We start from the raw sequence: 23,998 nt of genomic DNA, 5'->3' as shown, positions 1-23,998 counted from the left end.
CATGACTGGCCGATATGTCCCCTGGCGGGCACGGTGAGGTCCGAGCCTAACAACGCCCGCGGACCCGGGCGCCCGTCGGCGGGTGAACTCGGGAAACGTCCACGCCGCCCGCCCGCCCCGGCCCGTGATTAAGAGAACGACACTCCGCTCACCAAAGCAGCGAAAAGTCGCCGATCACGAGATCGCGGACGGCTAGCGTCATCGCCGACTCATCCGTGTCGCATACGAGTCAGGGACGGCTCCCCACACCCTCCGGAACCGGCAGGCCCGCGTCGGGCCGGCCCTCCCCCACCGCGACGGTCCGGCAGGCAGGAGTGGCGAGTCGATGGTCGAGCGCACGCGAGGCTCTGCTCCATGCACCTATCGCCAGGGACGGGCGTCCAAAGGCGACTTCGGCATGCGGATCATCGGACTCCCCGACATTTTTCACAACTTTTCGCCGCTCGTTCGCGTCTACAAAGATGAAGGCGGGGGCTTGATCACCGCTCGCAGCATGCTCGCCGGTGCCTGGAAGCGAATGTTCAGAATCCATCGCTACACTTGCCCCGGTTTGCCGCGCTGGCTCTCGATTTGGGCGTAAGCCCAGGTCCGAACCTCAGGAGTCAAGAAGAGTGGGTCTCGTCGACGTCCGGCCCGCGCCACCAGTGGAGGACCCCCCGGCGGCGCCTCGCATCGTGCCGAAGTGGCGGGCGTGGCTGTGGACGGTGCTGGCCGCGGTGCTCGGGGTGCTCGTCGGCGCGTCGACCTTTCTGATCTCGGGATACTTCAAGCTCAGCGGCAACGTCCGGCACGAGCAGGTGACCCAGCAGGAACTCGGCACGCGGCCGGCGAAGATAAGCAAGGCCCTCAACGTCCTGATCGTCGGCTCCGACCAGCGGAACGGCGCGAACGCGAAGTACGGCAAGTTCGTCGGGGAGCGGACCGACACCATCATCCTCGCCCACATCTCCCCGGACCGGGACGGCGCCGTCCTGATCAGCTTTCCGCGCGACTCCCTGGTGCACCTGCCGTCCTGCCCGGCGAAGAAGGGCGTCACCGGGCAGAGCGCCCACGTCGGGATGATCAACGAGTCGTTCAACTCCGGCGGCATCGCCTGCACCTGGAAGACGATCGAGAACCTGACCGGCATCCACATCGACCATTTCGTCAAGGTGGACTTCACCGGGTTCAAGTCCATGGTGGACTCGCTGGGCGGCGTGCCCGTGTGCCTCCCGCAGCCGATCAACGACACCAAGGCCCTGCTCCACCTGACCGCGGGCAAGCACATCCTCCAGGGCGAGCAGGCCCTCGGCTACGTCAGGGCCCGTTACAGCATCGGCGACGGCTCCGACATCGGCCGCATCCAGCGCCAGCAGATGTTCCTCGCCTCCATGGCGAAGAAGGCGATGAGCGGTCAGACGCTGACCAACCCGCAGGCGTTGTTCGGCTTCCTCGACGCGATGACGAAGTCGATCACCACGGACCCCGACCTCACCGTCGGCGTCCTGAAGGACCTCGCCATGAGCGCCCAGGGCCTGACCGCGGGGCAGATCCGCTTCGTGACCACGCCCTGGCGATACTCGGTCACGAACCCGGGCCGGGTGGAGTGGGTCCAGCCCCAGGCGGAAACCCTGTTCAAGATGGTCGCGGCCGACCAGATCGCCGAGAACGTCAAGAGCGGCGAGCAGAAGATCCCCAAGTCGCAGGTCCAGATCATCGTCCAGAACGGCTCGGGCAAGCAGGGCCTCGGCACGCAGGTCGCGGCGCAACTCGAGCAGCGCGGCTACCACATCGTGAAGGTCGCCTCGGCGAAGAAGCCGGCCGCGAAGACGTTGGTGAAGTACGGGCCCAACGGCGAGAGCAGGGCGCCGCGTCTCGTCGGCGAACTGAGGAAGTCGAAGACCCAGGCCGTTCACGACACCGACACGAAGTCGCTCGTCCTGGTCGTCGGAGCGGACTGGACAGGCCTCAAGTCCCCCAAGTCGCTGGACGATGTGGACGGCTTCGACGCCACCCAGGACACCTGCACGGCCTCCTGAGGACTCACCGGACACCTGAGGCGGAGACCTCCCGAAGCGGCGACCACCTACGACGGCGGGCGCCTCAGACAGAGGACACCCAGCGGAGAACGTCCGAGACGAACAACGCCCGGCCGAGCGCGATGCTCGGCCGGGCGATTCTCGTTCGGGGCCCTCTCGTCCAGGCCTTCTCGTTCAGGCCCGTCTCGTTCACTGCATGGCACTCGGCCCGCCGGCGGGCGCGCGGCGGTTGTTCAGAGACCGCGTGCGACCTCAGAACAGCCAGCCGAACAGACCACCGCCGCCGTCGTCGTCATCGCCGGACGGGGTGGGGGTCGGCGTGGCCGTCCGCGTGGGCTTCGGAGTGGGCGTCGGCTTGGGCGCCGTCGGCGTGGAGGTCGGGGGAGCCGTGGCCGTGGCCGTGGTCGTGGGCTTGTGCGAGACCGGAGCCTTGGTGACGGTGGCGCTCGGCGAGGCCGTCGTGTGAGGGGTGGACGTGGGCGTCGCCGTCGTCACCGGCGTCAGGACGTCACCCGGATCCGCTTCCTCCGTCGTGGCGGGATCGTCGACCGGCACCACCGCGACCTTCGAGGAGGCTGCGGGCGGCTTCGCCGTACATCCGCCGGACGGGCAGGGAGTGGCCGACGGCTGCCCGACCCAGACGGTCAGCGCCCAGATCGCCCCGACCACGACCGCCGCGACACCGCCGGCGCGCAGCAGCACGCTCTTGCGCAGGCCCTCGGGAACCTCACCGGGACGTTCTCCGTCCCGCCAGCCCGACCCGAGGAAACCGCTCGGTTCGGTGCCACCGTCCTCGTGCGTGCGGCGCATGCCCGCCTCGGGGGCGTCGCCGGGCGCGTCCTCACGGTCCCAGTCGGTGGCCTCCCACTCGTCGGTGGCGTCGCGCCTGGAGTCCCAGTCGTCGCGGGAGTCCTCGCGATCGCCCCACTCGCCGTGGGGGTCGCCGGAGTCGAGCGCGGCCTGGGCGTCGTCGACGGATCCGTCCTCCCCGCCGATACGTTCACGATCGGCCTTCCGTCTCCATTCGTTGGAGAGGAGATCACCGCCACGGTCCTCCAGAGCGTCGGAGCGGCGGTCCGCCGCGTCGTCGAGATCCTCCGACCAGAACTGTTCACCCTCTGGTCCGTGCTGTCCGCTTCGTGAGACGTACGGCCGGACGAAAGAGCCGTTCTGCTCCATGGAGTCGTCAGAGCCACGGTCGACCATGACGGTCCTTCCTTTAGCCAGTCTTGCTCGCGCAACTTCTTAGCATCATCCGACACCAGTTGTACGGAAATTTCACAACTATCACTGTAAACACAGCAGATCACCGCCTTCGATGACGCTGTTTTCCCAAGGTAGAGCCCAAGATCTCGTCACTCGCCTCTGTAAAGGCCGGAGGGCGGGCACATCCGGCCTGTCGGTCAACGATCAGGTCATGGAGTGCGAATGCGGGGCGAGCGGACGGCCGTCTGCCGGGTGCTGGCGCTCACCCTGGGCTCGGCGATCCTGTGGGGGCTCGCCCACCTGATCGCCGGGCGGACCCGGGCCGGCCTCGCCCTCGCGACGTTGTACGTGATGGTGCTCGGGACGAGCATGACCGCGGTCACCGCGTTGCGCCCGGCCCTGTTCCGTCTGCTCGTGCAGCCCGAGTGGCTGGGGCGGCTGATCATCGCCGCGCTCTCGGTGGCCGTGCTCTGGTCGGCCGTCGTGGTGCGGTCCTACCTCCTCGTACGGCCGGCCGAAATGAGCGTGGGCGCCCGCCGGCTCACCAGGGGCGTCGTCGCACTGACATGCGTCACTTTGATCGCCCCACTCGCCGTCGCGAGCAGGATCGCCTACGTGTCGCGCGACGTGCTGACCGCACTCTTCGCGTCCGGCCCCGAACAGGACGGTCTGTGGGGCGGGAGGACCAGGCTCAACATCCTGCTCGTCGGCGCCGATGCGGCCAGAAACCGCCCCGGCGCGCGGACCGACAGCCTGACCGTGGCGAGCGTCGACACCCGCACCGGGCAGACCGTGCTGTTCGGACTGCCCCGCAACCTGGAGCACGTGCCGCTGCCGCCGGGGCCCGCGCGCGACATGTTCCCCTGGGGGTTTCCCGGCGGGGGCACCACCACGCCCGGACTCCTCAACGAGGTCTACGAGTGGGGCGCCGACCATCCGGAGACAGGCCCGGGACTGGAGGCGCACGACAGAGGGATCGCGCTGCTCAAGGGCACGGTCAGCGAGATACTCGGGATCCCCGTCCACTACTACGCCATGGTGGACATGCGGGGCTTCCGCCAGGTCATCGACGCCATGGGGGGCGTGCGGGTCACCATCAGGCAGGACATTCCGTACGGGCTGGAGGGCGGGGTGCTCCTCGCGGGGACGCGCCTGCTCGACGGCGAGCAGGCCCTGTGGTTCGGGCGCTCGCGGACCGGCAGCGACGACTACGTGCGCATGGCACGGCAGAAGTGCCTACTGAACGATGTCGCCAAGCAGGCCGACGCGATGACCGTGCTCCGGGGCTTCGAGCGGATCGCGGACGCGGCGAAGCAGTACGTCAGGACGGATCTCCCGCAGCAACTGTTGCCGGCTCTGGTCGAGTTGTCGCAGAAGGTGCGCGCGACCGCGATCCGGAGCCTGTCGTTCGTGCCCCCGCTGATCAACACGGCCGATCCCGACTGGTGGCTCATCAAGAAGCGGGTCGCCCAGGCGCTCGCCGGACGGCCACGCCCCTCCCGAACCGCCGCGCCCGCATCGAGCCCGTCACCTGCGGCGATTCCCGCGACGACGCCGCAGCCCCTCGACGCGATCTGCTAGACCCCCCTCCCGCCCGCCCGAGAGCGGGGAAACGGCGCGATAACAAAAACCCACTCAACTTGACGGGAATCTACCTGTCGCTCTTTAATTACGACGAAGCCGACTTATTAAGTAGGGATAAAGGGAGACGGGCAATGAGAGTGCGCAGGCTCGGGGGTATCGCGGCGGCCGCCGTGGCGACCACAGCCCTGGTCACCGCCTGCGGGGGAGGAAGCTCTGCCGGGGGGGACGGCAAGATCCAGTTGGCGCTGGTCGCCTACTCCACACCGCAAGCGGCGTTCGAGGACATCATCAAGGCGTACCAGAAGACGCCCGAAGGCAAGAACATCACCTTCACCCAGTCGTACGGCGCCTCCGGCGACCAGAGCCGCGCGGTCGCGTCCGGCCTCAAGGCCGACATCGTCGAGTTCTCGCTCGAGACCGACGTCACCCGGCTCGTCGACGCGGGCCTCGTCGCCGCCGACTGGAACAAGAACGCCACCAAGGGGTTCCTGACCAAGTCGATCGCCGTCATCGGGACCCGCAAGGGCAACCCGAAGGGCATCAAGACGTGGGACGACCTCGTCAAGCCCGGCACCGAGGTCATCACGCCCAACCCCTTCACCTCGGGCGGCGCCCGGTGGAACCTGCTCGCCGGCTACGGCGCCAAGTCGAACAAGGGAGCCGACCAGGCGGCCGGGCTCACCTACGTCGACCAACTCCTCCAGCACGTGCCCGTCCAGGACGACAGCGGCCGAAAGTCACTACAGACCTTCACGGGCGGCAAGGGCGACGCGATCATCACCTACGAGAACGAGGCGATCTTCGCGCAGCAGAACAACCAGCCGATCGACTACACGGTCCCCGACTCGACCATCCTGATCGAGAACCCGGTGGCCGTGACCAAGGACTCGGCCCACCCCAAGGAGGCGGCCGCCTTCCTGAAGTACCTCTACTCCAACGAGGCCCAGACGATCTTCGCGAAGAACGGCTACCGGCCGGTGATCGACGGAATAACCGGGTTCACCTTCCCGACTCCGCCGCAGCTGTTCACCATCGACGACCTGGGCGGCTGGCCGAAGGTCACCAAGGACTTCTTCGACTCCAAGACCGGTCTCGTCGCCGACATCGAGCGCAAGCTCGGAGTGGCGACGGAGAAGTGACCGGCAAGTGACCACCGACGTCGCTGTCCCCCCCGCCCTCCCGCCCGGACCTCCGGGCGGGGGGGCGCGGCCGCGTTCGCGCTTCTCAGTACCCGGAGGCACCGCGCTCGGCGTGGGCTCCGCGGTCCTCTACCTGAGCCTGATCGTGCTGATCCCGCTGGCCGTGGTCGCCTGGCGGTCGGTCGACCAAGGTCCCGGGTACTTCTGGCGGGCGGTCACCACCCCCGACGCGTGGGCCGCCCTCACGCTCACGGTGGGCGCCTCGATCCTCGTGGCGCTGATCAACCTCGTCATGGGCACGATCATCGCGTGGGTGCTGGTCCGGGACCGGTTCCCGGGCAAGGCCGTGGTCGACACGCTCATCGACCTGCCGTTCGCCCTGCCGACGATCGTCGCCGGCCTCGTGCTCCTCTCGCTCTACGGCCCGGAGAGCCCCCTCGGGCTCAACCTGGCCTACAGCCGGGCCGGCGTCGTGCTCGCGTTGTTGTTCGTCACTCTTCCGTTCGTCGTCCGCACGGTGCAGCCGGTGCTGCTGGAGCTCGACAAGGAGATGGAGCAGGCCGCGGCCTCCCTCGGGGCGAGCCCGTTCCAGACCTTCCGGCGGATCATCCTGCCCAACCTCGTGCCGGCGATGTTGTCCGGCACCGCGCTGGCGTTCACCCGGTCGATCGCCGAGTTCGGGTCGACCGTCCTGATCTCCGGCAACCTCCCGTTCAAGACCCAGGTCGCGGCCGTCAACATCTTCAGCCAGATCGAAGGCGACAACACCACGGGCGCGGCGGCGATCTCGACCGTCCTGCTCGTCGTCGCCCTGGTCGCGCTGGTCTCGCTGGACCTCTTACAACGCTGGGGGAGCCGTCGTGGCTAAGTACGGTCTGCGCACGATCGCCGTCCTCTACCTGTTCTTCCTGCTGGTCCTGCCGGTGGGGCTGATCATCTGGCGGACGTTCGGCGACGGCCTGGGTCCGTTCGTCGAGGCGCTGACCTCCGCGTCGGCGGTGCACGCCTTCCAGGTCACGCTCACCGTCGCGCTGTGGGCGGTGGCGGCCAACACGGTCTTCGGCGTCGGCACCGCCGTCCTGCTCGTCCGGCACAGGTTCCCGGGCAAGCGGCTGCTCAACGCGCTCATCGACCTCCCGATGGCCGTGTCGCCGGTCGTCGTCGGACTGGCGCTCATCCTGGTGTACGGCAGGTTCGCACCCGTCGGCGGCCTGCTCGAGAGCTGGGGCGTCCAGGTCATCTTCTCCACTCCCGGCATGGTGCTGGCGACGGTGTTCGTGGCGCTGCCGCTCGTGGTCCGCGCCGTGGTGCCCGTGCTGGAGGAACTCGGCGACGACCAGGAGCAGGCGGCGCACACGCTCGGGGCGAGCCGCCTGCAGGCGTTCGTCCGGATCACCCTCCCCGGCATCCGCTGGGCCCTCGCCTACGGCGTCGTGTTGTGCCTCGCGCGCTCTCTCGGCGAGTACGGCGCCGTCGCGGTGGTCTCCGGACGGCTGGTCGACCAGACCCAGACGCTCACCCTGTTCGTCGAGGAGCGTTTCCAGAACTTCGACCAGCCGGCGGCCTTCGCCGCCGCCACGGCCCTCGCTCTGATCGCGGTGATCACCCTGCTCCTGACCAAGCTCCTGCGCCCGAAGGGTTGACCATGGCCATCGAAGTACGCGACGTGAACAAGTCGTTCGGGACGACGCCCGTCCTTCGTGACGTCTCGATCGACGTCGAGTCCGGGTCGCTCACCGCGCTGCTCGGCCCGAGCGGCGGCGGCAAGTCGACGCTGCTGCGCGTCATCGCCGGGCTCGAGCAGCCCGACACCGGCACGGTGCGGATCTCCGGCGTTGACGCCACCCGTCTGGCCCCGCAGCGCCGCAACGTGGGGTTCGTCTTCCAGCACTACGCGGCCTTCAAGCACCTGACGGTGTTCCGCAACGTGGCCTTCGGCCTGGAGATCCGCAAGCGGCCCAAGGACGAGATCCGCAAGCGCGTGATGGAGTTGCTCGAGCTCGTGCACCTGGAGCAGATGGCCGACCGCTATCCGTCGCAGCTTTCCGGCGGCCAGCGCCAGCGCATGGCCCTGGCCCGGGCGCTGGCCGTCGAGCCCGAGGTCCTCCTCCTCGACGAGCCGTTCGGCGCGCTGGACGCGCAGGTGCGCAAGGAACTGCGCACCTGGCTCCGGCGTCTGCACGACGAGGTGCACGTGACCACGGTCTTCGTGACCCACGACCAGGAGGAGGCGATCGAGGTCGCCGACACCATCGTCGTGCTGGCGGACGGCGAGGTGGAACAGGTCGGCAGCCCGGCCGAGGTGTACGACAACCCCGCCAACCCGTTCGTGATGCGCTTCCTCGGGCCGGTCACCGAGATCGGCGGCAGCCTGGTCCGCCCGCACGACATCGAGATCAGCACCGAGCCGGTGGAGGGCGGCACCGCGGCCACGGTCTCCCGGGTCGTGCGGCTCGGCTTCGAGGTGCGGGTCGAGCTGCAGGTCGAGGGCAGGGACGCGTGGGTCCAGGTGACGCGGGGGTTCGCCGACCAGCTGGCGCTCAAGTCAGGCGACGTCGTCAGCGTCCGGCCCACCCCCGGTGCCCGATCGCTGGTCCTGGCCACCGTGTGACAAGACGCGTATAACAGATGCGGCTTTCGGCCAGAACGCAGTACGCCCTGCGTGCCGCCGCCGAACTGGCGGCGGCACCCCCGGGGCCTGTGCCCGCCGAGAAGATCGCGGCGGCGCAGGACATCCCCCGCCGGTTCCTGGACAACATCCTTCTCCAGCTGCGCCGCGCCGGGCTGATCAACAGCCAGCGTGGGCCTGACGGCGGCTACTGGCTGGCCCGGCCCGCGGCGGACATCAGCCTGGCCGACATCATCATCGTGGTGGAGGGGGTCTCCCAGGACAGCGAGCGTTTTCCCGGGGTGGCGGAGCCGCTCGCGGACGTGTGGGGCGCCCTGCGCGACTACGAGCAGGCGACCCTCTCCGAGATCACTCTTGCGCATATCGCGAGTGGTTCACTTCCGCCCCTTTAGTTATGGAAGACTCCCGCTTGCAGTGATATTTGCCCGTGTGAAGAGGCAGGCGAGATGGGTGCTGCGGGGCAGCTGATCGTCAAGCGCTATCGGCTGGTACGCGCCCTCGGCCAAGGCAGCATGGGCATCGTCTGGGAGGGTCACGACACCCTCCTCGACCGGGCCGTCGCCGTCAGGCAGGTGCTGCTCCCCCCGGAGTTGCGCGAGGGCCGCAGGGCCGAGCTCGCCCAGCGGCTGGCTCGCGAAGCGCGCCAGGCCGAGCGGCTGCGCCATCCGCACATCGCCGCCGTCCATGACGTCGCCGAGGAGGACGGCACCACCTACATCGTCATGGAACTGGTCCGTTCCCGGTCGCTCGACGGCGTCGTCGCGAGCGAGGGGCCGCTCGCGCCCGAGCGGGCCGCGGCGATCGCGCGCAACGTCCTGTCCGCACTGACCTACGCGCACGCGTCGGGAGTACGCCACGGCGACGTCCGGCCCGCGAACATCCTGATCGGCCATGACGGCCGGGTCCTGCTCGCCGACTTCGGCACCGGCGCCCTGGCGGCCGACCCGGCGTTCGGCCGGTCGGGTCCCGAGCGGTCACCGGCGCACGGGAACCCCGTCAGCGCCACCCGCGGCGCGTCCGCCTTCCTGGCTCCCGAGCGGTCCGGCGGCGCCGCTCCCACGGCGGCCTCCGACCTCTGGTCCCTGGGTGCGACCCTCCATCTGGCGCTCACGGCGAGGCCGCCCGGCACCGCTCCGCAGGACGTGCCCGGCCCGCTCGGCACGGTCATGCGCGGGCTGCTGGCGAAGGAACCGCGCAGGCGGCTCTCCCCCGAAGCGGCCGAGCACGCACTCGCGGAACTCCAGGTCGCGGCCCCCGTTCCCGCGAGCCCTGCCGGCAGAAGCCGTACGAGACTGATCGCGGGGATCGCCGCGGCGGTTCTCGTCGCCGGAGCGGTCGGCGGATGGGCGATCCTGCGTCCCGGTTCCGGGACCGCGGTGTCGCGGACCCCGCTCGCGGCCACCATCTCCCCGTCGGCGTCACCGTCTCCCACCCCGTCGAAGAAGCCGGCGAAGCCGCTCAAGCTCAAGTCGTACCGGTCGCCCGCGGGCTGGCGGGCATCGGCGCCCTCGGCGTGGACGCGCAGGCCCACCGACTCCGGGATCCGGTGGTACGACCCCCGGAGCGGCGCACAGCTCACCGTCGAGGTGATCGCGCAGGCGGGCACGGATCCGCTGAAGGAGCTCAGTGACGGCCAGGTGAGCCTGCGCCCGACCATGACGGCGTACCGGAAGATCAGGCTCAAGGAGACCCCCAGCAAGTACGGCACGGCCGCCGACTGGGAGTTCACCTGGACGCAGCGAAGGTCGCAGGCCTATCTCGCCAAGGGCGTGACCTATCACCAGTACCGCAGGATCATCGCCACCGAGTCCACCACGAGCGTGCTGACCTGGACCACGACGGCCGACCAGTGGGACAGGCTCCGGCCCACGCTCGTCAAGTCGCTCTCCCTCTTCACGCCCCCCGCGATCGGCTGACTCCCCTCCTGCGACTGGCGGCCGCCGTCACTCTGTGTCATCATTGCCAGCGAAGGAACGGTAATGGTTTTCATAGCCAGATTGGTGGGGTCCCGTGCGGGTGGCGTTCGTCGGCAAGGGCGGGAGCGGCAAGACCACGTTGTCGTCGCTGTTCGCCAGATATGCGGCACAACGAGGTCCGGTCGTCGCGGTGGACGCCGACATCAACCAGCATCTCGGCCTGGCTCTGGGCGCGACGGCGACGCCGAGGCCCCTCGGGAGCATGGTCACCGAGATCAAGGACTACCTCCGCGGCGACAATCCCCTGATCAAGGACGCCGCGTCGATGGTCAAGACGACGCCGCCCGGTCGCGGATCCCGGCTCGTGCGCCTGGACGACCCCTTCTTCCCCTCCACGCAGGCCGGAGGTCTGTCACTCATGGTGACCGGGCCCTTCGCCGAAGACGATCTCGGCGTCGCCTGCTACCACTCCAAGGTCGGAGCGGTCGAGCTCTACCTCAACCATCTGGTCGACGGCCAGGGCGAATACGTCGTGGTGGACATGACCGCAGGCGCCGATTCCTTCGCGTCGGGGCTGTTCACCCGGTTCGACCTCACGTTCCTGGTCGCCGAGCCCACCCGGCAGGGCGTGAGCGTCTACCGGCAGTACCAGGAGTACGCCGCGGACTTCGACGTCCCCGTCGCGGTCGTGGGCAACAAGATCCAGTCTGCGGACGACGTGCGCTTCCTGCGTGACCACGTGGGCGAGGACCTGCTGACGTGGTTCGAGCACTCCCGTGCCGTCCGCGGCATGGAGCAGGGCCGGCCGTTCACCCTCGGGGACCTCGAACCCGCCAACCGCCAGGCCCTCGTCACCCTGGCCGACCGGCTCGACGCGCAGCCCAAGGACTGGGAGAAGTTCGGGAGGCAGGCGGCCGAGTTCCACCTGCGCAACGCCCTTGCGTGGGCCAACCGGGCGACCGGCGAGGACCTCGCCGCCCAGATCGACCACGGCTTCGTGTACGGCCCGGCCGTAGCCGCCCCATGAACTTGTCGCCTTGAGGCCAGATGGACGCGCCCCGCGTCCGATCTAGCGTCTCAGTTTGTCGCGCGGTTTCGCATGATCCGTGCGATCCGTGCGATCGGCGTGGTCGTCCGGGGCCGTGAGCATCGCGGACCCGGACCGGTCGCCGAGACCGTGTTCCTTCCGAGAGGTTCCTTCCGAGAGGAGAAAGTCTCATGTCGCTGACCGTTCCCAACGATCTGCTCGACCAGGCCCGCACGGGGGAGGTCGACGACGCGGCGTTCATCGCGTGCGTCCGTGACTCGCTGCCCTACGCCTGGACGACGATCAGCGGACTGGCCGAGCAGCGTGACCGGTCGGGCGCCGAGTTCGCCGACAACCAGGTTCCCCCGCCCGACGAGGCCGCGCGCGGCCAGCTTCTCCGGTGCCTCGCGAGCGACGCCATGCGCGGCGCCCTCGAACGGCACTTCGGCATCCGGCTCGCGTTCCAGAACTGCCACCGGGTGGCCGTCTTCCATCCGGCGGCGACGGAGGCGTACGAGGACTTCGTGACCCCCCGCGCCCAGATCCTCAACCAGAAGCCCGAACTCGTCGACTGCTGACCCCGAGCGCTCGGAGCGGCCGACCGGTTCCGGCCGCTCCGAGCCCCTCACTCCCCCGGCCTCAGGCCGACGCGTCAGACGGCCGCCAGCGCGGGGAGCACCTCGGAGCCCAGGCGGGCGATGTTCTCCAGTGTCCGGGCATGGTCGCCGCCTCCCTCGACCAGGAGGATGAGATGGCGCAGCCCGGTCCGCTCCACCGTGGCCCGGATCGTCTCCACGCAGTGCTCGGGCGATCCGACCGGATGAATCCGGCATAACTTATCCACATAGTTGTGGATATTTCGGTGCGGGCGTGGCCGGTCGTCCACAGGCCGGTAGCCGGCGAGCCCCGGACCGAGCCACCGGGGCAGCGACTCCTTCATCTCCCGTACGGCCAGGGCCGTCGAGTCCGCCACATGACCGACGGCCGCCGCGACGTGCCCCTGCACTCCGGAGCCCGACGAGGCCCGGTAGTCGTCGAGCATGGCGGCCTTCTCCTCGTCGTCGATGTGCATGCCGAGAAGCATCGGCAGCCCCCGTTCGGCCGCGAGCCGGACGCCGCCGGCCGACGTGCACGCCACGACGGGCGACATCCGCACGGCGGGGACGAAGGGGACCTCGCGGAAGCGGAAGAAGGCCCCGTCCGCCGCGACCGAGTCACCCCCGAGCGCCGCGCACAGCAGGTCGAGCGACTCGCCGAAGCCGGACTCGAACCGGTCCAGGCCCGTGCCGAAGACCTCGAGGTCGACCCAGGGCCCGCCCCGGCCGACGCCGAGGCGGAACCTCCCGCCCGACACGTGGCCGAGGATCGCCGCCTGCTCCGCGAGCGCGACGGGGTGCCAGGTCGACAGGACGCTCACCGCCGTCCCCACGGTGATCCGTGTCGTACGGCCGAGCGCGACGGCCGCCAGCGTGGTGGCCGAGGGGCATACGCCGTACGACATGAAGTGGTGCTCGGCGATCCACGCGTCGGCGAACCCGGCACGCTCGGCGGCCACGACGGCCTCGACCGTGTTCCGGAGGACCTCGCCCGGCGCCATGCCGGGGAAGCCCGCGGCGACGAGGAAGACGCCGACGCGCACCCCGCGCCCCTGCCCGGTCAGCGGCCCCCGCCGTTCACGTAGAGGGTCTGGCCGCTGACGTACGACGCGTCGTCGGAGGCGAAGAAGGCCACGACGGAGGCGATCTCGTCCGGTTGGGCCACCCGCCGCAACGGGATGACCGAGGAGGCGGCGGCCTGGTGCTCGTCAGGCGTGGATCCCACGCGGAAGGCGGTGGCCTCGGTCATCGCGGTCGCGACGTAGCCGGGCGCCACGGCGTTGACCCGGATGCCGAACGGCCCGAGTTCCAGCGCCAGGGTCGCGGTGAGCCCCTGGATCCCGGCCTTGGCCGCCGCGTAGTTGGCCTGACCGCGGTTGCCCAAGGCCGAGCGGCTGGACAGGTTCACCACGGCACCCGACCTCTGGTCGACCATGTGCTTCTGCACGGCCCGCGTGAGCAGGAAGACGCTCTTGAGGTTGACGTCGAGCACCTGGTCCCAGTCGTCCTCCGACATGCGGAACAACAGGTTGTCCCTGGTCATCCCGGCGTTGTTCACGAGCACGTCGACGCGGCCGAACTCGCCGATCACCTGCGGGACGAGGGCCTCGACCGCCGGGCCGCTCGAAACGTCGCAGCCGAACGCGACGGCCGTGCCGCCCGCGAGGGTGATCTCGTCGACGGTCGAGGCGCAGCGGTCGGCCGTGTAGTCGACACAGGCCACGACCGCGCCCTCCGACGCTAGCCGTCGCGCGACGGCGGCGCCGATGCCCTGGGCGGCGCCCGTCACGATCGCGTACTTACCGATAAATCTCGACATCATCGTCCTCTACGTCAGGGATACGTCAGGGATACGTCGGTGCGGGTACTGCCGGATGACCGATTCGGCGGGGACAGGGGGCCGGGGAATCCGTCACAGCAACGTACTCCGCCCGGTGATCCGTCACAGGGGTGCTCCTCCGGCGCCGTCCGGAGGGCTGGGACGCGGAGGGCCGCGGTCCGGGTCGTCGTCGTCCCGGTGTCCGCGCAGGTGCCCGAGGTCGGTCACGAGGAAGCGCGCGGCGACGTGGATCGCCCGGAGCGTCGCGGCGACGGACGGCCGGTGCACGCTCGACTCCCTCGCCACCGCGTAGACGTGCCGCTCGATGGGTTCACCGGGAAGATCCCTGACGGCGACCCCCCTGACGCCCGCGGCGAGCGCCAGGGCGGGAACAGCGGCGATTCCGATCCCCCTGGCCACGAGGCTCAGGATGGTCCCGAGCCCCTCGAACTCCCACGCGACGGGGGCCGCTCCGCCGGCGGCGGCCAGCAGGCGGTCGACGGCGGTGCGGGACGGCTCGCCCTCCGGCGTGGCCATCCACGGCTCCTCCCTGAGGGCGGCCAGGTCGATGGGCACCTCGGGATCGGCCATCGGGTGCCGCCTGGGCACCACGAGGACCAGGGGGTCCACCAGCAGCGGGAAGGTCCGCACCGAGGTGTCGCGGCGCACCCGCCCCCACCAGTCGTCGATCAGGGCGATGTCGACCTCGCCCGACTCCACTTCGCGCATGCCACGCCCGGAGCGGCTCTGCCGCAGCCGCAGCGACAACTCCCGGTGGCGCCGCAGCGAGCGCGCGAGCGCGGGCGCGAAGGCCACTGCCGCGGTGGGGAACGCGGTGACCACCACGCGCCCTGACGGCGTGGCCGTGTGGGCCGACAGGTCGGACTCGGCCGACTCCACCATCGCGAGGATCCGCTGAGCGTGGTCGACGAGACGCCATCCCGCGTCGGTGAGTTCCGCGCTCCTGGACGTCCGGTCGAGCAGGGCCGCGCCGGCCTCCCGTTCGAGCGCGGCGAGTTGCTGGGAGACCGCCGAGGCGCTGTATCCGAGCGATGAGGCCGTCGCCGCGATGCTGCCGCGCCGGGCGAATTCGCAGATCAGGATCAGCCGGCGCAGATCGAGCATCGGTCTTCCTTACTCCCGGCACCTGAAAGCCTCGCTTGTGCTGATGCCTATACCCCGAGACCCTGGGAACGTTCCGCCAATATCTGGAGGCATAGTGAATGTCATCCTTTCAGCGACATTGGCGGCGAACGAGGACATCGTCCGAAGGCGCCGCGCTGGGCACCGCGTCCTCAACCTCGCCTTCGGGGAAGCGGGCCTGCCCGTGCACCCGGCACTGCGGAACAGGCTCTCCGAGGCCAGCGGGAACAACGGCTACGGCCAGGTCGCGGGGTCCGCCGCGCTGAGGGAGTCGGCCGCCGGCTACTGGGGGCGGCGCGGTCTGCCCACGGACCCCGACCTGGTGGTGTGCGGCCCCGGCAGCAAGGCCCTGCTGTTCGGCCTGCTCCTCGCTCTCGGCGGCGACGTCGTCCTGCCGATGCCGAGTTGGGTGAGCTACGCCGCCCAGGCCGAGATCGTCGGCGTGCGGCCCATCCTGCTGCCCCCGCCCCCCGGCGAGGGAGGCGTTCCGGACCCGGACCTGCTCGGCCCGGCCGTGTCCGAGGCCAGGTCGCGAGGCCGTGCCGTCAGATCGGTGCTGGTCACCCTGCCCGACAACCCCACAGGCAGGCTCGCGAGACCGGAGACCGTCCGGAGGCTGGCCGTCCTGGCACGGGAGCTGGACCTGATCATCATCTCGGACGAGATCTACCGGGACCTCGTGCACGATCCTGCCGCCGTGTTCGCCAGCCCGGCCGATTTCGCCCCCGAGCGCACGGTCATCACGACCGGGCTCAGCAAGAGCCTCGCGCTCGGCGGCTGGCGGACCGGGACGGCCCGGCTGCCCGGGGCAGGCCTCCGCGACCGGCTGCTCGCGCTGGCCAGCGAGATCTGGTCGACCTCACCCGCCCCCGTGCAGCAAGCCGCCGCGTACGCGTTCGGCGAGCCGGCCGAACTGGTGCGCCGGGTGGCCGACAGCCGGCGGCTGCACGGAATCGTGGTCCGCGCCGTCGCCGACCGCTTCGTCCGATCCGGCGCCCGCGTGGAGCCACCGCAAGGCGGCTTCTACATTTACCCCGAAATATCGTCGTTCGCGTCGTCGACAGAACTCGCCGCCGAACTGATCGAGAAGCACGGCGTCGCCGTCCTGCCCGGGACGGCTTTTGGCGACCGTCCACATACGAACAGGATCAGGGTCGCCACCAGCCTGCTGTACGGCGAGACGGCCGAGCAGCGACTTGCGGCCCTGCACGCGGACGACCCGCTGCGACTGCCCTGGATCGACGCCTCCCTCAGACATCTGGACGAGGCGCTCGAAGGGCTCGGCAGGTGTGGCGGCGAGCGTTCCGGAGGCGGCGCACGCACCGGAACGGCCGCGTGAGACGCCTCCGACAGGGAACGCCGGACCCTTCGACGAGGCGCCTCGGGGATGTGTGTGATCTTTGCCCAAATCTTTACCTGGAACCCCTGGCTGAGCGGTCCGAATTCACCCGTCTGACCTGCGGTTTTACCATCCATCCCAGGGCTTAACCTGAGCCACTACAAGATGTCTCGTGTCATTTAGTACCAGGCATCTTTCCGAGCCCCCATCATGTGCTCATGCCCGCTTTTGTCACCCTGTCCGGGCGCTCCGTGCGCCTGGAACCGCTCAGCCTGGCGGTGATCGACGAGCTCGTCGCCGCTGCGAATGAAGACCGCTCCACGTATGCCTTCACTCGCGTTCCCGCAGGCCGGGATGAGATGGTCTCCTACGTGGAGGCCGCTCTGGCTGAGCACGCGGAGGGCCGCACGATGCCCTTCGCCATTCGGTGGCTGCACACCGACCGAATCGTCGGTGCCACCCGTCTGATGAACCTCGAGTACTGGCAGGGCCCCATGCCCTGGCCTCCGGGCGCCAAGGGGAAGATCGGCGAGGTCCCGTCCGTGGCGGACATCGGTTACACCTGGCTCGCGGCCGCGGCCCAGGGGACCGGAGTCAACCGGGAGAGCAAGTTCCTGATGCTCTCGCACGCCTTCGAGACCTGGCAGGTTCACCGGATCACCCTCAAGGCCGACGTACGCAACACCCGATCCCGGGCCGCCATCGAAGCCCTCGGCGCACAACTTGACGGTGTGCGACGGGCGGACAGCCGAGGCGCCGACGACACGGTCCGAGATACGGCGTACTACTCCATCCTCGACCTCGAATGGCCCACCGTTCGAGAACGGCTCCTCGCGAGGCTGGGCCTCGTGGAAGAGGAAGTGGAAGTGGAAGCGGCCTGATCGCCGATCCTGCGAATCGGCGCGGCTCCGTCGGAAAGGGGCGGGCCGCGCCGTACCCGGGCGACCTCCGCCCTCCCATATCAGCTGCGTGAGGCGGTGGCCGCCCCCGCAGGGGCCACCGCCTCACGGTCACAACATCCCAATCAGGGCTCAACGCCCGATTGACGGCGAATCAACGCTTCGGTTAACGAGAGCCCCCCTCACTATTGGACAAGCGCTCCGGGATCTATCATTTGGTCGGAAAATTGTTATTGGGAGACAAGGGCACATGCCAGGTGACGCCACCGAGAACGGCCTTCGCTTCGCCGTGCTCGGACCCGTCCTCGCCTGGCGCGACGGCGTCGAGCTCGACCTGGGAACGCCCTTGCAACGCTCCATCCTCGCGATGCTGCTCCTCCGTGAGGGCAGGGCGGCCACGCCGGGCGAGCTGATCGACGCGGTCTGGGGAGAGGACGCTCCCCCGCGGGCGCTCGGCGCCCTGCGCACCTACGTCTCGCGCCTTCGCACGGTCCTCGAACCCGACCGATCCCGTCGCACTCGTCCTGAGCTGCTCACCTCCGTCGGGCGCGGCTACGCCCTGCGCGTCGAGCCCGCGTGGCTCGACCTCGGCGTCTTCCAGCGGGAGACCTCCGCGGCCGAGACCGCCCGCCGTTCCGGGAAGGCCGATCACGCGGCCGAACTCCTGCGGGGCGCGCTCGGGCTGTGGTCGGGCGAGCCGCTCGCCGGGGCGGTCGGACCGTACGCCGAGCAGCAGCGCGACCGGCTCATCGAGCGCCGCATCGGCACCGTCGAGGCGTTGATGGAGCTCGACCTGGAGCTCGGCAGGCACGCCGACGTGGTGTCGGAACTGATCGCCCTCACCGCGCAACATCCGCTCCGTGAGCGGTTACGGGCCCAGCTCATGCTCGCCTACTACCGGTGCGGGCGGCAGGCGGAGGCGCTGTCCGTCTTCACCGACACCCGGAACGCGCTGATCGACGAGCTCGGCATCGAGCCGGGGACCGAGCTGACGGACCTGCACCGCCGCATCCTGGCGGCCGACCCGTCGCTGGCGCCCGCCAAACCGGCCGAGCCCGTACGGCAGGCCCCGGCCGAGCCGACGGAAGAGGACCAGGCCGAGGCGGAGCCGGTCGTCGAGATGCCCAAGCCCGCCCAGCTTCCCGCCGCCGTCACGGACTTCACCGGCCGCAAGAGCCTGGTCAACCGGCTGCTGACGCTTCTCGGCGGCGGAGAGGGCGTGCCGGTCGCCGCGGTGTCCGGCATCGGCGGCGTGGGCAAGACCACGCTCGCCGTCCACGTGGCCCACCTGGCCGAGGATCTGTTCCCCGACGGCCAGCTCTACGCCGACCTGCGGGGATACGGCAACGAGCCCACGCCGCCCGAGACCGCACTGGTGGCCTTCCTGCGCGCCCTCGGCATCCCGGTCGACGTCATACCCGACGGTCTGGCGGAGCGGTCGGCGCTGTTCCGCTCGCTGCTGGCCGACCGTCGCATGCTGGTGCTGCTCGACAACGCCCGCGACGCCGAGCAGGTCGAGCATCTGCTGCCCGGCTCGACGGGGTGCGCGGCGATCGTGACAGGCCGCAGCAAGCTGGCCGACCTGCCCGCGGCCCGGCTCATCGACCTCGACGTGATGGAGCCCGACGAGGCGCTCTCGCTGCTGTCGGCGGTCGCGGGGCCCGACCGGGTGGCCGCGGAGCGCGCCCCCGCCATGGACGTGGTCGCCGCCTGCGGCTTCCTGCCGCTGGCGGTGCGCATCGTGGCGTCCCGGCTCGCGGCGCGCCCGTCCTGGACGGTGGCGTCCCTGGTCCCCCGGCTGGCCGATGAGCGCCGCAGGCTCGATGAGATGAAGATCGGCAACCTCGCGGTCTCCGCCACCTTCGCCCTGGGATACGGCCAGCTCGACCACCACCAGGCCCGCGCGTTCCGCCTGCTGTCCCTGCCGAACGGATCGGACATCTCCACGTTCGCCGCGGCGGCCGTGCTCGATCTCAGCCCGTTCGAGGCCGAGGACCTGCTGGAGTCGCTCGTCGACGCCAGCCTGCTCGAGGCGCCGGCCCCCGGCCGCTATCGCTTCCACGACCTGCTCAAGCTCTTCGCGCGCCGCAAGGCCGAGGAGACCGACACTCCGGCCGAGCGGACACTTGCCCTGCGGCGGCTTCTCGGGTTCTACCTGGCCTCCTCCAGGTCGGCGCACCGCCTGGCCTACGAGGGCAGCGCGATCGCCGACAGCCTGGTCGACGTCGGCGTCCGGGGCCACACGTTCGCGTCCGCGGACGAGGCGGTGGCCTGGTTGTCGGCGGAGGCCGAGGACCTGTTCGCCGCCATCGGCCACGCCGCGGAGTCCGCCGGCTCTGCGGACGACCTGCTGCCCGCCGCCGACCTGCTGCTCGCCATGGAGCCGCTGCTGGAGTCGGGGACCAACCAGCGCGAGTTCGAGCAGCGGGGGGCGCTCATGCTGGCCGCCGCGCAGCGAGTCGGCGACCGCCACAGCGAGATGCGCTGCGCGTACGTGCTCGGCCGCGTGCTCTTCGGGGCGAACCGGCTCGACGACGCCGAGCACCGCTTCCTCGGCGCGCGGGCGATCGGCGAGGAGACCGGGGACCGGATCGTGCTCGGGGAGACCTGCAACGCCCTGGCCGTCGTGGCCGGACGGCAGCGCCGCCACGTCGAGGCCCTCGAATGGTTCGACCGCGCGACCACGGTCTACCGGCAGGTCGGCAACCCGGCGGGTGAGGCCCTCGCCCTGAGCTACTCGGCCCGCGACCACCTCGGCCTGGGACGCCCGGACGACGCCATCGCGGTCTCCGAGCGCGGCCTCGCCATGTTCACCGAGATCGGGAGCGGCGCCGGGATCGCCCGCGCCCGCTACCACCTCGGCATCGTCTTGTCCTACGTCGGCCGGCTCAACGAGGCCGTCGTCCATCACGCCGAGTGCCTGTCCTTCTTCCGCGCCAGCAACCAGCGCGTCTGGGAGCAGCGGGTGTGCTACCGCCTCGCGGCGACCTTCATCTCCGCGGGCCGGTTCGCCGAGGCGGCACGCCACGCGGAGCAGGCGCTGACCGTCAGCCGGGAGATCACTCACCCGTACGGCGAGGCGCAGTCGCTGACCGCGCTGGGGAAGGCCCTGCGCGGCGCGGGCGAGTTGCCGCGCGGCAGGGACGCGTTAACCAAGGCCCTCGACATCTTCAGCAGGCTCGGATCCCCGGAGGCCGAGGACATCCGGATCCTCCTGCGGGAGTTCGACCAGGTCGAGACGTAGGTCGTCGTCCAAGCGCGTCATCCGGGTGTGGTTGATCACCGTGGTCTCCGCTTCCGGCGTCCGCGCGGGCCGGTTCCGTAGCCCGCGCTGGGGGGTGGGGGATCGCCCGGCCGGTCGTCAGACCGTCACCGGACGACAGGGGCCCGGTTGTGTCCGGAGCGCCCGGTGACGGCCAGCCGCCTCGCATGACGACCAGCCGGACTTGGTCCGGATCTCGTTGCCCCCCAGACCCGTGCCCATCACCAGAGTGGGCCGCGGTGGTCAACGTCCGATCAACGCGTGTTTGCAACCCTGAGGAAGCCCTCGGCGACGAGCGTGCGCAGTGCGCCGGGCGCACGTTCCAGCAGTTCGGCGGGGTCGGCGTCGATGATCTCCGCGATGGCGGCCAGCAGCGGCCGTACGGGCAGGTCGCCGTCGCACGCTCCGGCGAGGGCGGCCTCCACCGTTCCGACCGTCGCCGTACGGCACAGCCCCCGGGTCTGCCGCAGGACGATCCGTGACGGGTCCTCGGCCCCCGGCACCCCGGTGCGCTCCTCGACGATCTCCCCGGCCACCGTGAGGTAGGCGTCGAGCAGGTCCTCATCCGAGATCCGATGGCCTGTCCCGATCGCGCCGAGCACGTCGCCCACGTACTGCCCGACGGGAAGCTCGACTCGATGGGTCAGCTCCTCCACCCGCACCACGGGGTCCATCGAGCCCGAGTTGTGCAGGGCGATCCAGCCCAAGCCGATGCCGGTGACGTCCAGCGACTCGAACCACGACAGCCACTCGTCGTAGCGCTCCCGATAGGCCGCCGTGCCCTGCTCGGCCGAGTCGCGCAGCCACAGCTCCACGTATTCGGCCGGATCCTGCACGTCACGCTGTACGGCCCAGCCGTCGCAGCCGGTCTCGGTCAGCCAGCCGCCCACCCTGTCGCGCCAGTCCTCCCCCTTGACGTGCAGCCAGTTGGCCAGGAACCGGCCGTGGCCGTCCTGGTCGAGATGGCGGGGCGTGCGCCGGACGAGATCACGGCAGAAGTCGTCGCCCTGGAAACCCGACTCGCGATAGGAGAACCGGCCCGCCGGCGAGATCACGAAGGGCGGGTTCGAGACGACGAGGTCGAACGACTCCCCGTCGACGGGGTCGTACATCGAGCCCTCCCGGGCGTCGACCCCGGAGACGCCGGAAACGCCGGAGACGCCGGACAGCAGCCAGCTCAGCCGGGCCAGTTCGAGGGCCCTGCCGTTCACATCGGTCGCGACGATCTCGTCGGCACGGCCGGCGAGGTGCAGCACCTGGACGCCGCATCCCGTGCCCAGATCGAGCGCCCTGCCGACCGGCCCGCCGGCCGCGAACTGGGCGAGGTTGGCCGAAGCGCCGCCTGCCCCGACGACATGGTCGGGCCGCAGCGCCGGATCCCCCGGCCTGACCTTCCGGTCGGAGACGACCCAGGCGGGGTCGCCGGTGCCCGTGTCCCACGGCTGCAGGTGGACCCCGGCGCGCACGGTGTCGCCCAGCCGTACGATCAGGCCCGCCTCGGCCAGGCCGTCCAGCGGCAGGCCCGCCGCCGCGGACGCCTCGACGGGCGCGCCGAGCCACCACAGCCGGATGAGCGTGGCGAGCGGATCGCCGTCTCTCGTGGCCCGCAGGGCGGGGACGGTCTCCTCACGTGCCAGCGCGGCAGCGGCCACGTCGCCCAGCCGCTCGCGCACACCGTCGATCGTGTAACCGGCCTCGGCGAACCCGTCGCGGAGCCGCAGGACCAGGTCAGATGGGGGAAGCACGGAAGGAAATCTATCGCGGTCGCATCAGTCCATCGCCGGCCAGCAGGCGTGCAGCGGCGCCTCCCCGCGGAGCAGCCTGGCGATGTCGTCGACCAGCAACTCGGCCTGACTGAGCTCGGTCTCGTCGGTGGCCTCGCCGAGGTGCGGCGTCAGCACGACGTTCCGCAGGCGCATGATCGGGTGCCCCGGCTCCAGCCATTCCCGCTCGAAGTGGTCGAGGCCCGCACCGCCCAGATGACCCCAGCGGACCGCGTCGACCAGCGCGGCCAGGTCGTTGACGGCCGCCGTCGAGGTGTTCAGATAGATGGCGCCCTTCTTCATCAGGTTGAACTCGCTGGGGCCGATGAAGGTCCGCGTCTCCCCCGTGACGGGGACGTGCAGGGACACGACATCGGCCTCTCGCAGCAGGTCCCGCAGGTCGTGGGTGGCCTCTGGCGTGAAGGGGTCGGCGGCGATGACCCGCATCCCCAGCCCCTCCGCCCGCCACCGCACGGCCCGGCCGACCCGGCCCAGGCCGACGATGCCGAACGTGCAGCCCGCCATGCGCCGGCCGCGGAGCCGGTGACCGGGCGTCACGCCGCCCCTGAAGACCTCGCCGCTCCGGATCTCCCTGTCGCCGGCGGCGATGTGCCTGCTCACGGCGAACAGCAGGCCGATGGTCAGCTCGGCCACCGCGTCCGCGTCGCGCTCCGGGGCCCACAAGACGGGGACGCCGCGCCGCTCGGCCAGGCGCAGGTCCACTCCTGCCGCCGTCCCGACGCAGGCGACGACGGTCAGCGGGAGGTCCAGCACCGGGGCCGTCACCTCGTCTCCCGCGACGACCAGGATCGACGCCTCCGACGCGACGATCAGGTCGGCCAGGTCCTCGCCGGAGAACCCGCGGCCCGGCCGGCCCTCGCCTCCGGATTCCTCCACGATGTCGGCGATCTCACGTAGGTGGGCGAGGGCACGCTCGGGAAGTTCGGCCAGGACGAGCGCCCGTGGCCGTCCGAGATCATGTCCAAATACCACAATCGAGACGATATCCGGTCACAACCGGCACCACATCGGGGTGGTCCGGTCCTCAGGCCATCCGGAGGCTGTTCCAGGCGGCCTCGCCGAGCCCGCGGATCTCTTCTTCCGTGGGCTGGTGGGCTCCCGCGAACCACAGGCGGCACATCTCCTGGGCCGGCCCGAGCCACAGGACGTAACACATCGTCGGGTGGACCGGCTGGAGGAGCCCCTCCTTCATGTGGGGCCTCCACCAGTCGGCGACCTGGCGGAAGAACGCCCGCCGCGCGTCGTTGACCTCCGGGCCGCCGGGCTCCTCACGCTTGGGCGGCCGCTCACTGATCAGCAGTCGCGCCCGCTCCGGATGATCGCCGCACCAGGCCATGTGGAGCGCGACGATGGCCTCGATCCCGCTCCGGGCGTCGTCGTGACGGGTCAGTTCGCCGATGAAGGCCTCCTGGTAGGCCTGGAGGATCTCGGCGTACAGCACCCCGAAGACGTGTTCCTTGCTCGCGAAGTGGTGGTAGAAACTTCCCACGCTGACGCCGCTCTCCTCACGGAGGCTTGCGAGGGTCGTGGCGGACACACCGTCCTGACTGAACCTGCGCAGCGCACCCTCGATGATCCTGGTGCGGCCGTCCCGGCCGTGCTTCGCGCTCTTCACAGGGTCAATGGTGACCTAACAG

The 23,998-nt window shown here is 70.3% G+C and carries 21 protein-coding genes; 14 read left to right on the top strand and 7 right to left on the bottom strand.

The genetic code is table 11. The features are described 5' to 3' along the window. The first annotated feature begins 325 nt into the window (after positions 1-325). Both Pmi06nite_RS11135 and Pmi06nite_RS11130 read left to right on the top strand, forming a co-directional pair. Positions 326-580: a hypothetical protein gene (locus tag Pmi06nite_RS11135; protein ID WP_203952850.1), complete on the top strand. Its 255-nt coding sequence runs from the start codon at positions 326-328 to the stop codon at positions 578-580. A 31-nt stretch (positions 581-611) separates the two neighbouring features. Beyond that, positions 612-2,018: an LCP family protein gene (locus tag Pmi06nite_RS11130; protein ID WP_203952849.1), complete on the top strand. Its 1,407-nt coding sequence runs from the start codon at positions 612-614 to the stop codon at positions 2,016-2,018. Positions 2,019-2,270: 252 nt separating this feature from the next. On the opposite strand, the gene Pmi06nite_RS11125 is transcribed toward Pmi06nite_RS11130, so the two are convergent. Further along, positions 2,271-3,224, bottom strand: coding sequence for a hypothetical protein (locus Pmi06nite_RS11125; protein ID WP_203952848.1), 954 nt, complete (start codon positions 3,222-3,224; stop codon positions 2,271-2,273). A 222-nt stretch (positions 3,225-3,446) separates the two neighbouring features. Between Pmi06nite_RS11125 and Pmi06nite_RS11120 the strand changes: the two genes are divergently transcribed. From Pmi06nite_RS11120 to Pmi06nite_RS11080, 9 genes are all read left to right on the top strand, one after another. After that, the gene (locus Pmi06nite_RS11120) at positions 3,447-4,805 is read left to right on the top strand and encodes an LCP family protein (protein WP_203952847.1); all 1,359 of its coding nucleotides are present in this window, start codon (positions 3,447-3,449) and stop codon (positions 4,803-4,805) included. A gap of 134 nt (positions 4,806-4,939) precedes the next feature. Then, positions 4,940-5,947 carry a sulfate ABC transporter substrate-binding protein gene (locus Pmi06nite_RS11115; RefSeq protein WP_203952846.1) on the top strand — a complete coding sequence of 336 codons (1,008 nt, stop codon included), beginning with the start codon at positions 4,940-4,942 and terminating at the stop codon, positions 5,945-5,947. Between the two features lie 112 nt (positions 5,948-6,059). Continuing rightward, positions 6,060-6,815: a sulfate ABC transporter permease subunit CysT gene (gene cysT, locus Pmi06nite_RS11110; RefSeq protein WP_203952845.1), complete on the top strand. Its 756-nt coding sequence runs from the start codon at positions 6,060-6,062 to the stop codon at positions 6,813-6,815. After that, entirely contained in the window at positions 6,808-7,590 is a 783-nt protein-coding gene (locus tag Pmi06nite_RS11105; RefSeq protein ID WP_203952844.1) for a sulfate ABC transporter permease subunit, read from the top strand. Before cysT ends, Pmi06nite_RS11105 begins: the two co-directional genes overlap by 8 nt. A 2-nt stretch (positions 7,591-7,592) precedes the next feature. Continuing rightward, positions 7,593-8,558 (top strand): sulfate/molybdate ABC transporter ATP-binding protein, encoded by a 966-nt coding sequence (locus Pmi06nite_RS11100; protein ID WP_203952843.1) that lies wholly within the window; start codon positions 7,593-7,595, stop codon positions 8,556-8,558. A gap of 17 nt (positions 8,559-8,575) precedes the next feature. Then, complete coding sequence (locus Pmi06nite_RS11095; RefSeq protein ID WP_203952842.1) at positions 8,576-8,968, top strand: RrF2 family transcriptional regulator; 393 nt, start codon at positions 8,576-8,578, stop codon at positions 8,966-8,968. A gap of 54 nt (positions 8,969-9,022) precedes the next feature. Next, on the top strand, positions 9,023-10,492 hold the full coding sequence (locus Pmi06nite_RS11090; RefSeq protein WP_203952841.1) for a serine/threonine-protein kinase: 1,470 nt from the start codon (positions 9,023-9,025) through the stop codon (positions 10,490-10,492). A gap of 94 nt (positions 10,493-10,586) precedes the next feature. Further along, positions 10,587-11,519, top strand: a complete 933-nt coding sequence (locus tag Pmi06nite_RS11085; protein WP_203952840.1) for an ATP-binding protein — start codon at positions 10,587-10,589, stop codon at positions 11,517-11,519. 191 nt (positions 11,520-11,710) lie between these two features. Continuing rightward, complete coding sequence (locus Pmi06nite_RS11080) at positions 11,711-12,097, top strand: SCO5389 family protein (RefSeq protein ID WP_203952839.1); 387 nt, start codon at positions 11,711-11,713, stop codon at positions 12,095-12,097. Between the two features lie 74 nt (positions 12,098-12,171). Here the strand turns inward: Pmi06nite_RS11080 and Pmi06nite_RS11075 are convergent, their stop codons facing one another. The 3 genes from Pmi06nite_RS11075 to Pmi06nite_RS11065 form a co-directional block, all read right to left on the bottom strand. Continuing rightward, a complete protein-coding gene (locus Pmi06nite_RS11075) occupies positions 12,172-13,158 on the bottom strand; it encodes an LLM class flavin-dependent oxidoreductase (protein ID WP_203952838.1) in 987 nt (328 codons plus the stop codon). 17 nt (positions 13,159-13,175) lie between these two features. Then, positions 13,176-13,934, bottom strand: a complete 759-nt coding sequence (locus tag Pmi06nite_RS11070; protein ID WP_203952864.1) for a glucose 1-dehydrogenase — start codon at positions 13,932-13,934, stop codon at positions 13,176-13,178. A 123-nt stretch (positions 13,935-14,057) separates the two neighbouring features. Then, a complete protein-coding gene (locus tag Pmi06nite_RS11065; protein ID WP_203952837.1) occupies positions 14,058-15,059 on the bottom strand; it encodes a LysR family transcriptional regulator in 1,002 nt (333 codons plus the stop codon). 94 nt (positions 15,060-15,153) lie between these two features. On the opposite strand from Pmi06nite_RS11065, the gene Pmi06nite_RS11060 reads away from it, so the two are divergent. From Pmi06nite_RS11060 to Pmi06nite_RS11050, 3 genes are all read left to right on the top strand, one after another. After that, a complete protein-coding gene (locus Pmi06nite_RS11060) occupies positions 15,154-16,416 on the top strand; it encodes a pyridoxal phosphate-dependent aminotransferase (RefSeq protein ID WP_203952836.1) in 1,263 nt (420 codons plus the stop codon). A 218-nt stretch (positions 16,417-16,634) separates the two neighbouring features. Further along, a complete protein-coding gene (locus Pmi06nite_RS11055) occupies positions 16,635-17,297 on the top strand; it encodes a GNAT family N-acetyltransferase (protein ID WP_203952835.1) in 663 nt (220 codons plus the stop codon). A 268-nt stretch (positions 17,298-17,565) separates the two neighbouring features. Next, complete coding sequence (locus tag Pmi06nite_RS11050; protein WP_203952834.1) at positions 17,566-20,559, top strand: AfsR/SARP family transcriptional regulator; 2,994 nt, start codon at positions 17,566-17,568, stop codon at positions 20,557-20,559. 272 nt (positions 20,560-20,831) lie between these two features. Here the strand turns inward: Pmi06nite_RS11050 and Pmi06nite_RS11045 are convergent, their stop codons facing one another. The 3 genes from Pmi06nite_RS11045 to Pmi06nite_RS11035 are packed head-to-tail and all read right to left on the bottom strand — an operon-like array spanning position 20,832 to position 23,976. Further along, complete coding sequence (locus Pmi06nite_RS11045; protein ID WP_203952833.1) at positions 20,832-22,322, bottom strand: DUF7059 domain-containing protein; 1,491 nt, start codon at positions 22,320-22,322, stop codon at positions 20,832-20,834. Between the two features lie 24 nt (positions 22,323-22,346). Beyond that, positions 22,347-23,333, bottom strand: a complete 987-nt coding sequence (locus Pmi06nite_RS11040) for an NAD(P)-dependent oxidoreductase (RefSeq protein ID WP_203952832.1) — start codon at positions 23,331-23,333, stop codon at positions 22,347-22,349. Positions 23,334-23,385: 52 nt separating this feature from the next. Then, positions 23,386-23,976: a TetR/AcrR family transcriptional regulator gene (locus tag Pmi06nite_RS11035; RefSeq protein ID WP_203952831.1), complete on the bottom strand. Its 591-nt coding sequence runs from the start codon at positions 23,974-23,976 to the stop codon at positions 23,386-23,388. Positions 23,977-23,998 lie beyond the last annotated feature (22 nt).

The organism is Planotetraspora mira (genome assembly GCF_016863275.1).
Lineage (GTDB): Bacteria > Actinomycetota > Actinomycetes > Streptosporangiales > Streptosporangiaceae > Planotetraspora > Planotetraspora mira.
Note: the sequence above shows the minus strand (reverse complement) of the source record. Positions and strands in the feature narration are given on the sequence as shown.

Excerpts from the sequence above, each read along its gene's own strand:
- Pmi06nite_RS11095 (WP_203952842.1), top strand. The coding sequence starts at position 8,576 with ATGCGGCTTTCGGCCAGAACGCAGTACGCCCTGCGTGCCGCCGCCGAA.
- Pmi06nite_RS11080 (WP_203952839.1), top strand. The coding sequence starts at position 11,711 with ATGTCGCTGACCGTTCCCAACGATCTGCTCGACCAGGCCCGCACGGGG.
- Pmi06nite_RS11100 (WP_203952843.1), top strand. The coding sequence starts at position 7,593 with ATGGCCATCGAAGTACGCGACGTGAACAAGTCGTTCGGGACGACGCCC.
- Pmi06nite_RS11065 (WP_203952837.1), bottom strand. The coding sequence starts at position 15,059 with ATGCTCGATCTGCGCCGGCTGATCCTGATCTGCGAATTCGCCCGGCGC.
- Pmi06nite_RS11135 (WP_203952850.1), top strand. The coding sequence starts at position 326 with ATGGTCGAGCGCACGCGAGGCTCTGCTCCATGCACCTATCGCCAGGGA.
- Pmi06nite_RS11050 (WP_203952834.1), top strand. The coding sequence starts at position 17,566 with ATGCCAGGTGACGCCACCGAGAACGGCCTTCGCTTCGCCGTGCTCGGA.
- Pmi06nite_RS11090 (WP_203952841.1), top strand. The coding sequence starts at position 9,023 with ATGGGTGCTGCGGGGCAGCTGATCGTCAAGCGCTATCGGCTGGTACGC.
- Pmi06nite_RS11070 (WP_203952864.1), bottom strand. The coding sequence starts at position 13,934 with ATGTCGAGATTTATCGGTAAGTACGCGATCGTGACGGGCGCCGCCCAG.
- Pmi06nite_RS11115 (WP_203952846.1), top strand. The coding sequence starts at position 4,940 with ATGAGAGTGCGCAGGCTCGGGGGTATCGCGGCGGCCGCCGTGGCGACC.
- Pmi06nite_RS11125 (WP_203952848.1), bottom strand. The coding sequence starts at position 3,224 with ATGGTCGACCGTGGCTCTGACGACTCCATGGAGCAGAACGGCTCTTTC.
- Pmi06nite_RS11055 (WP_203952835.1), top strand. The coding sequence starts at position 16,635 with ATGCCCGCTTTTGTCACCCTGTCCGGGCGCTCCGTGCGCCTGGAACCG.
- Pmi06nite_RS11120 (WP_203952847.1), top strand. The coding sequence starts at position 3,447 with ATGCGGGGCGAGCGGACGGCCGTCTGCCGGGTGCTGGCGCTCACCCTG.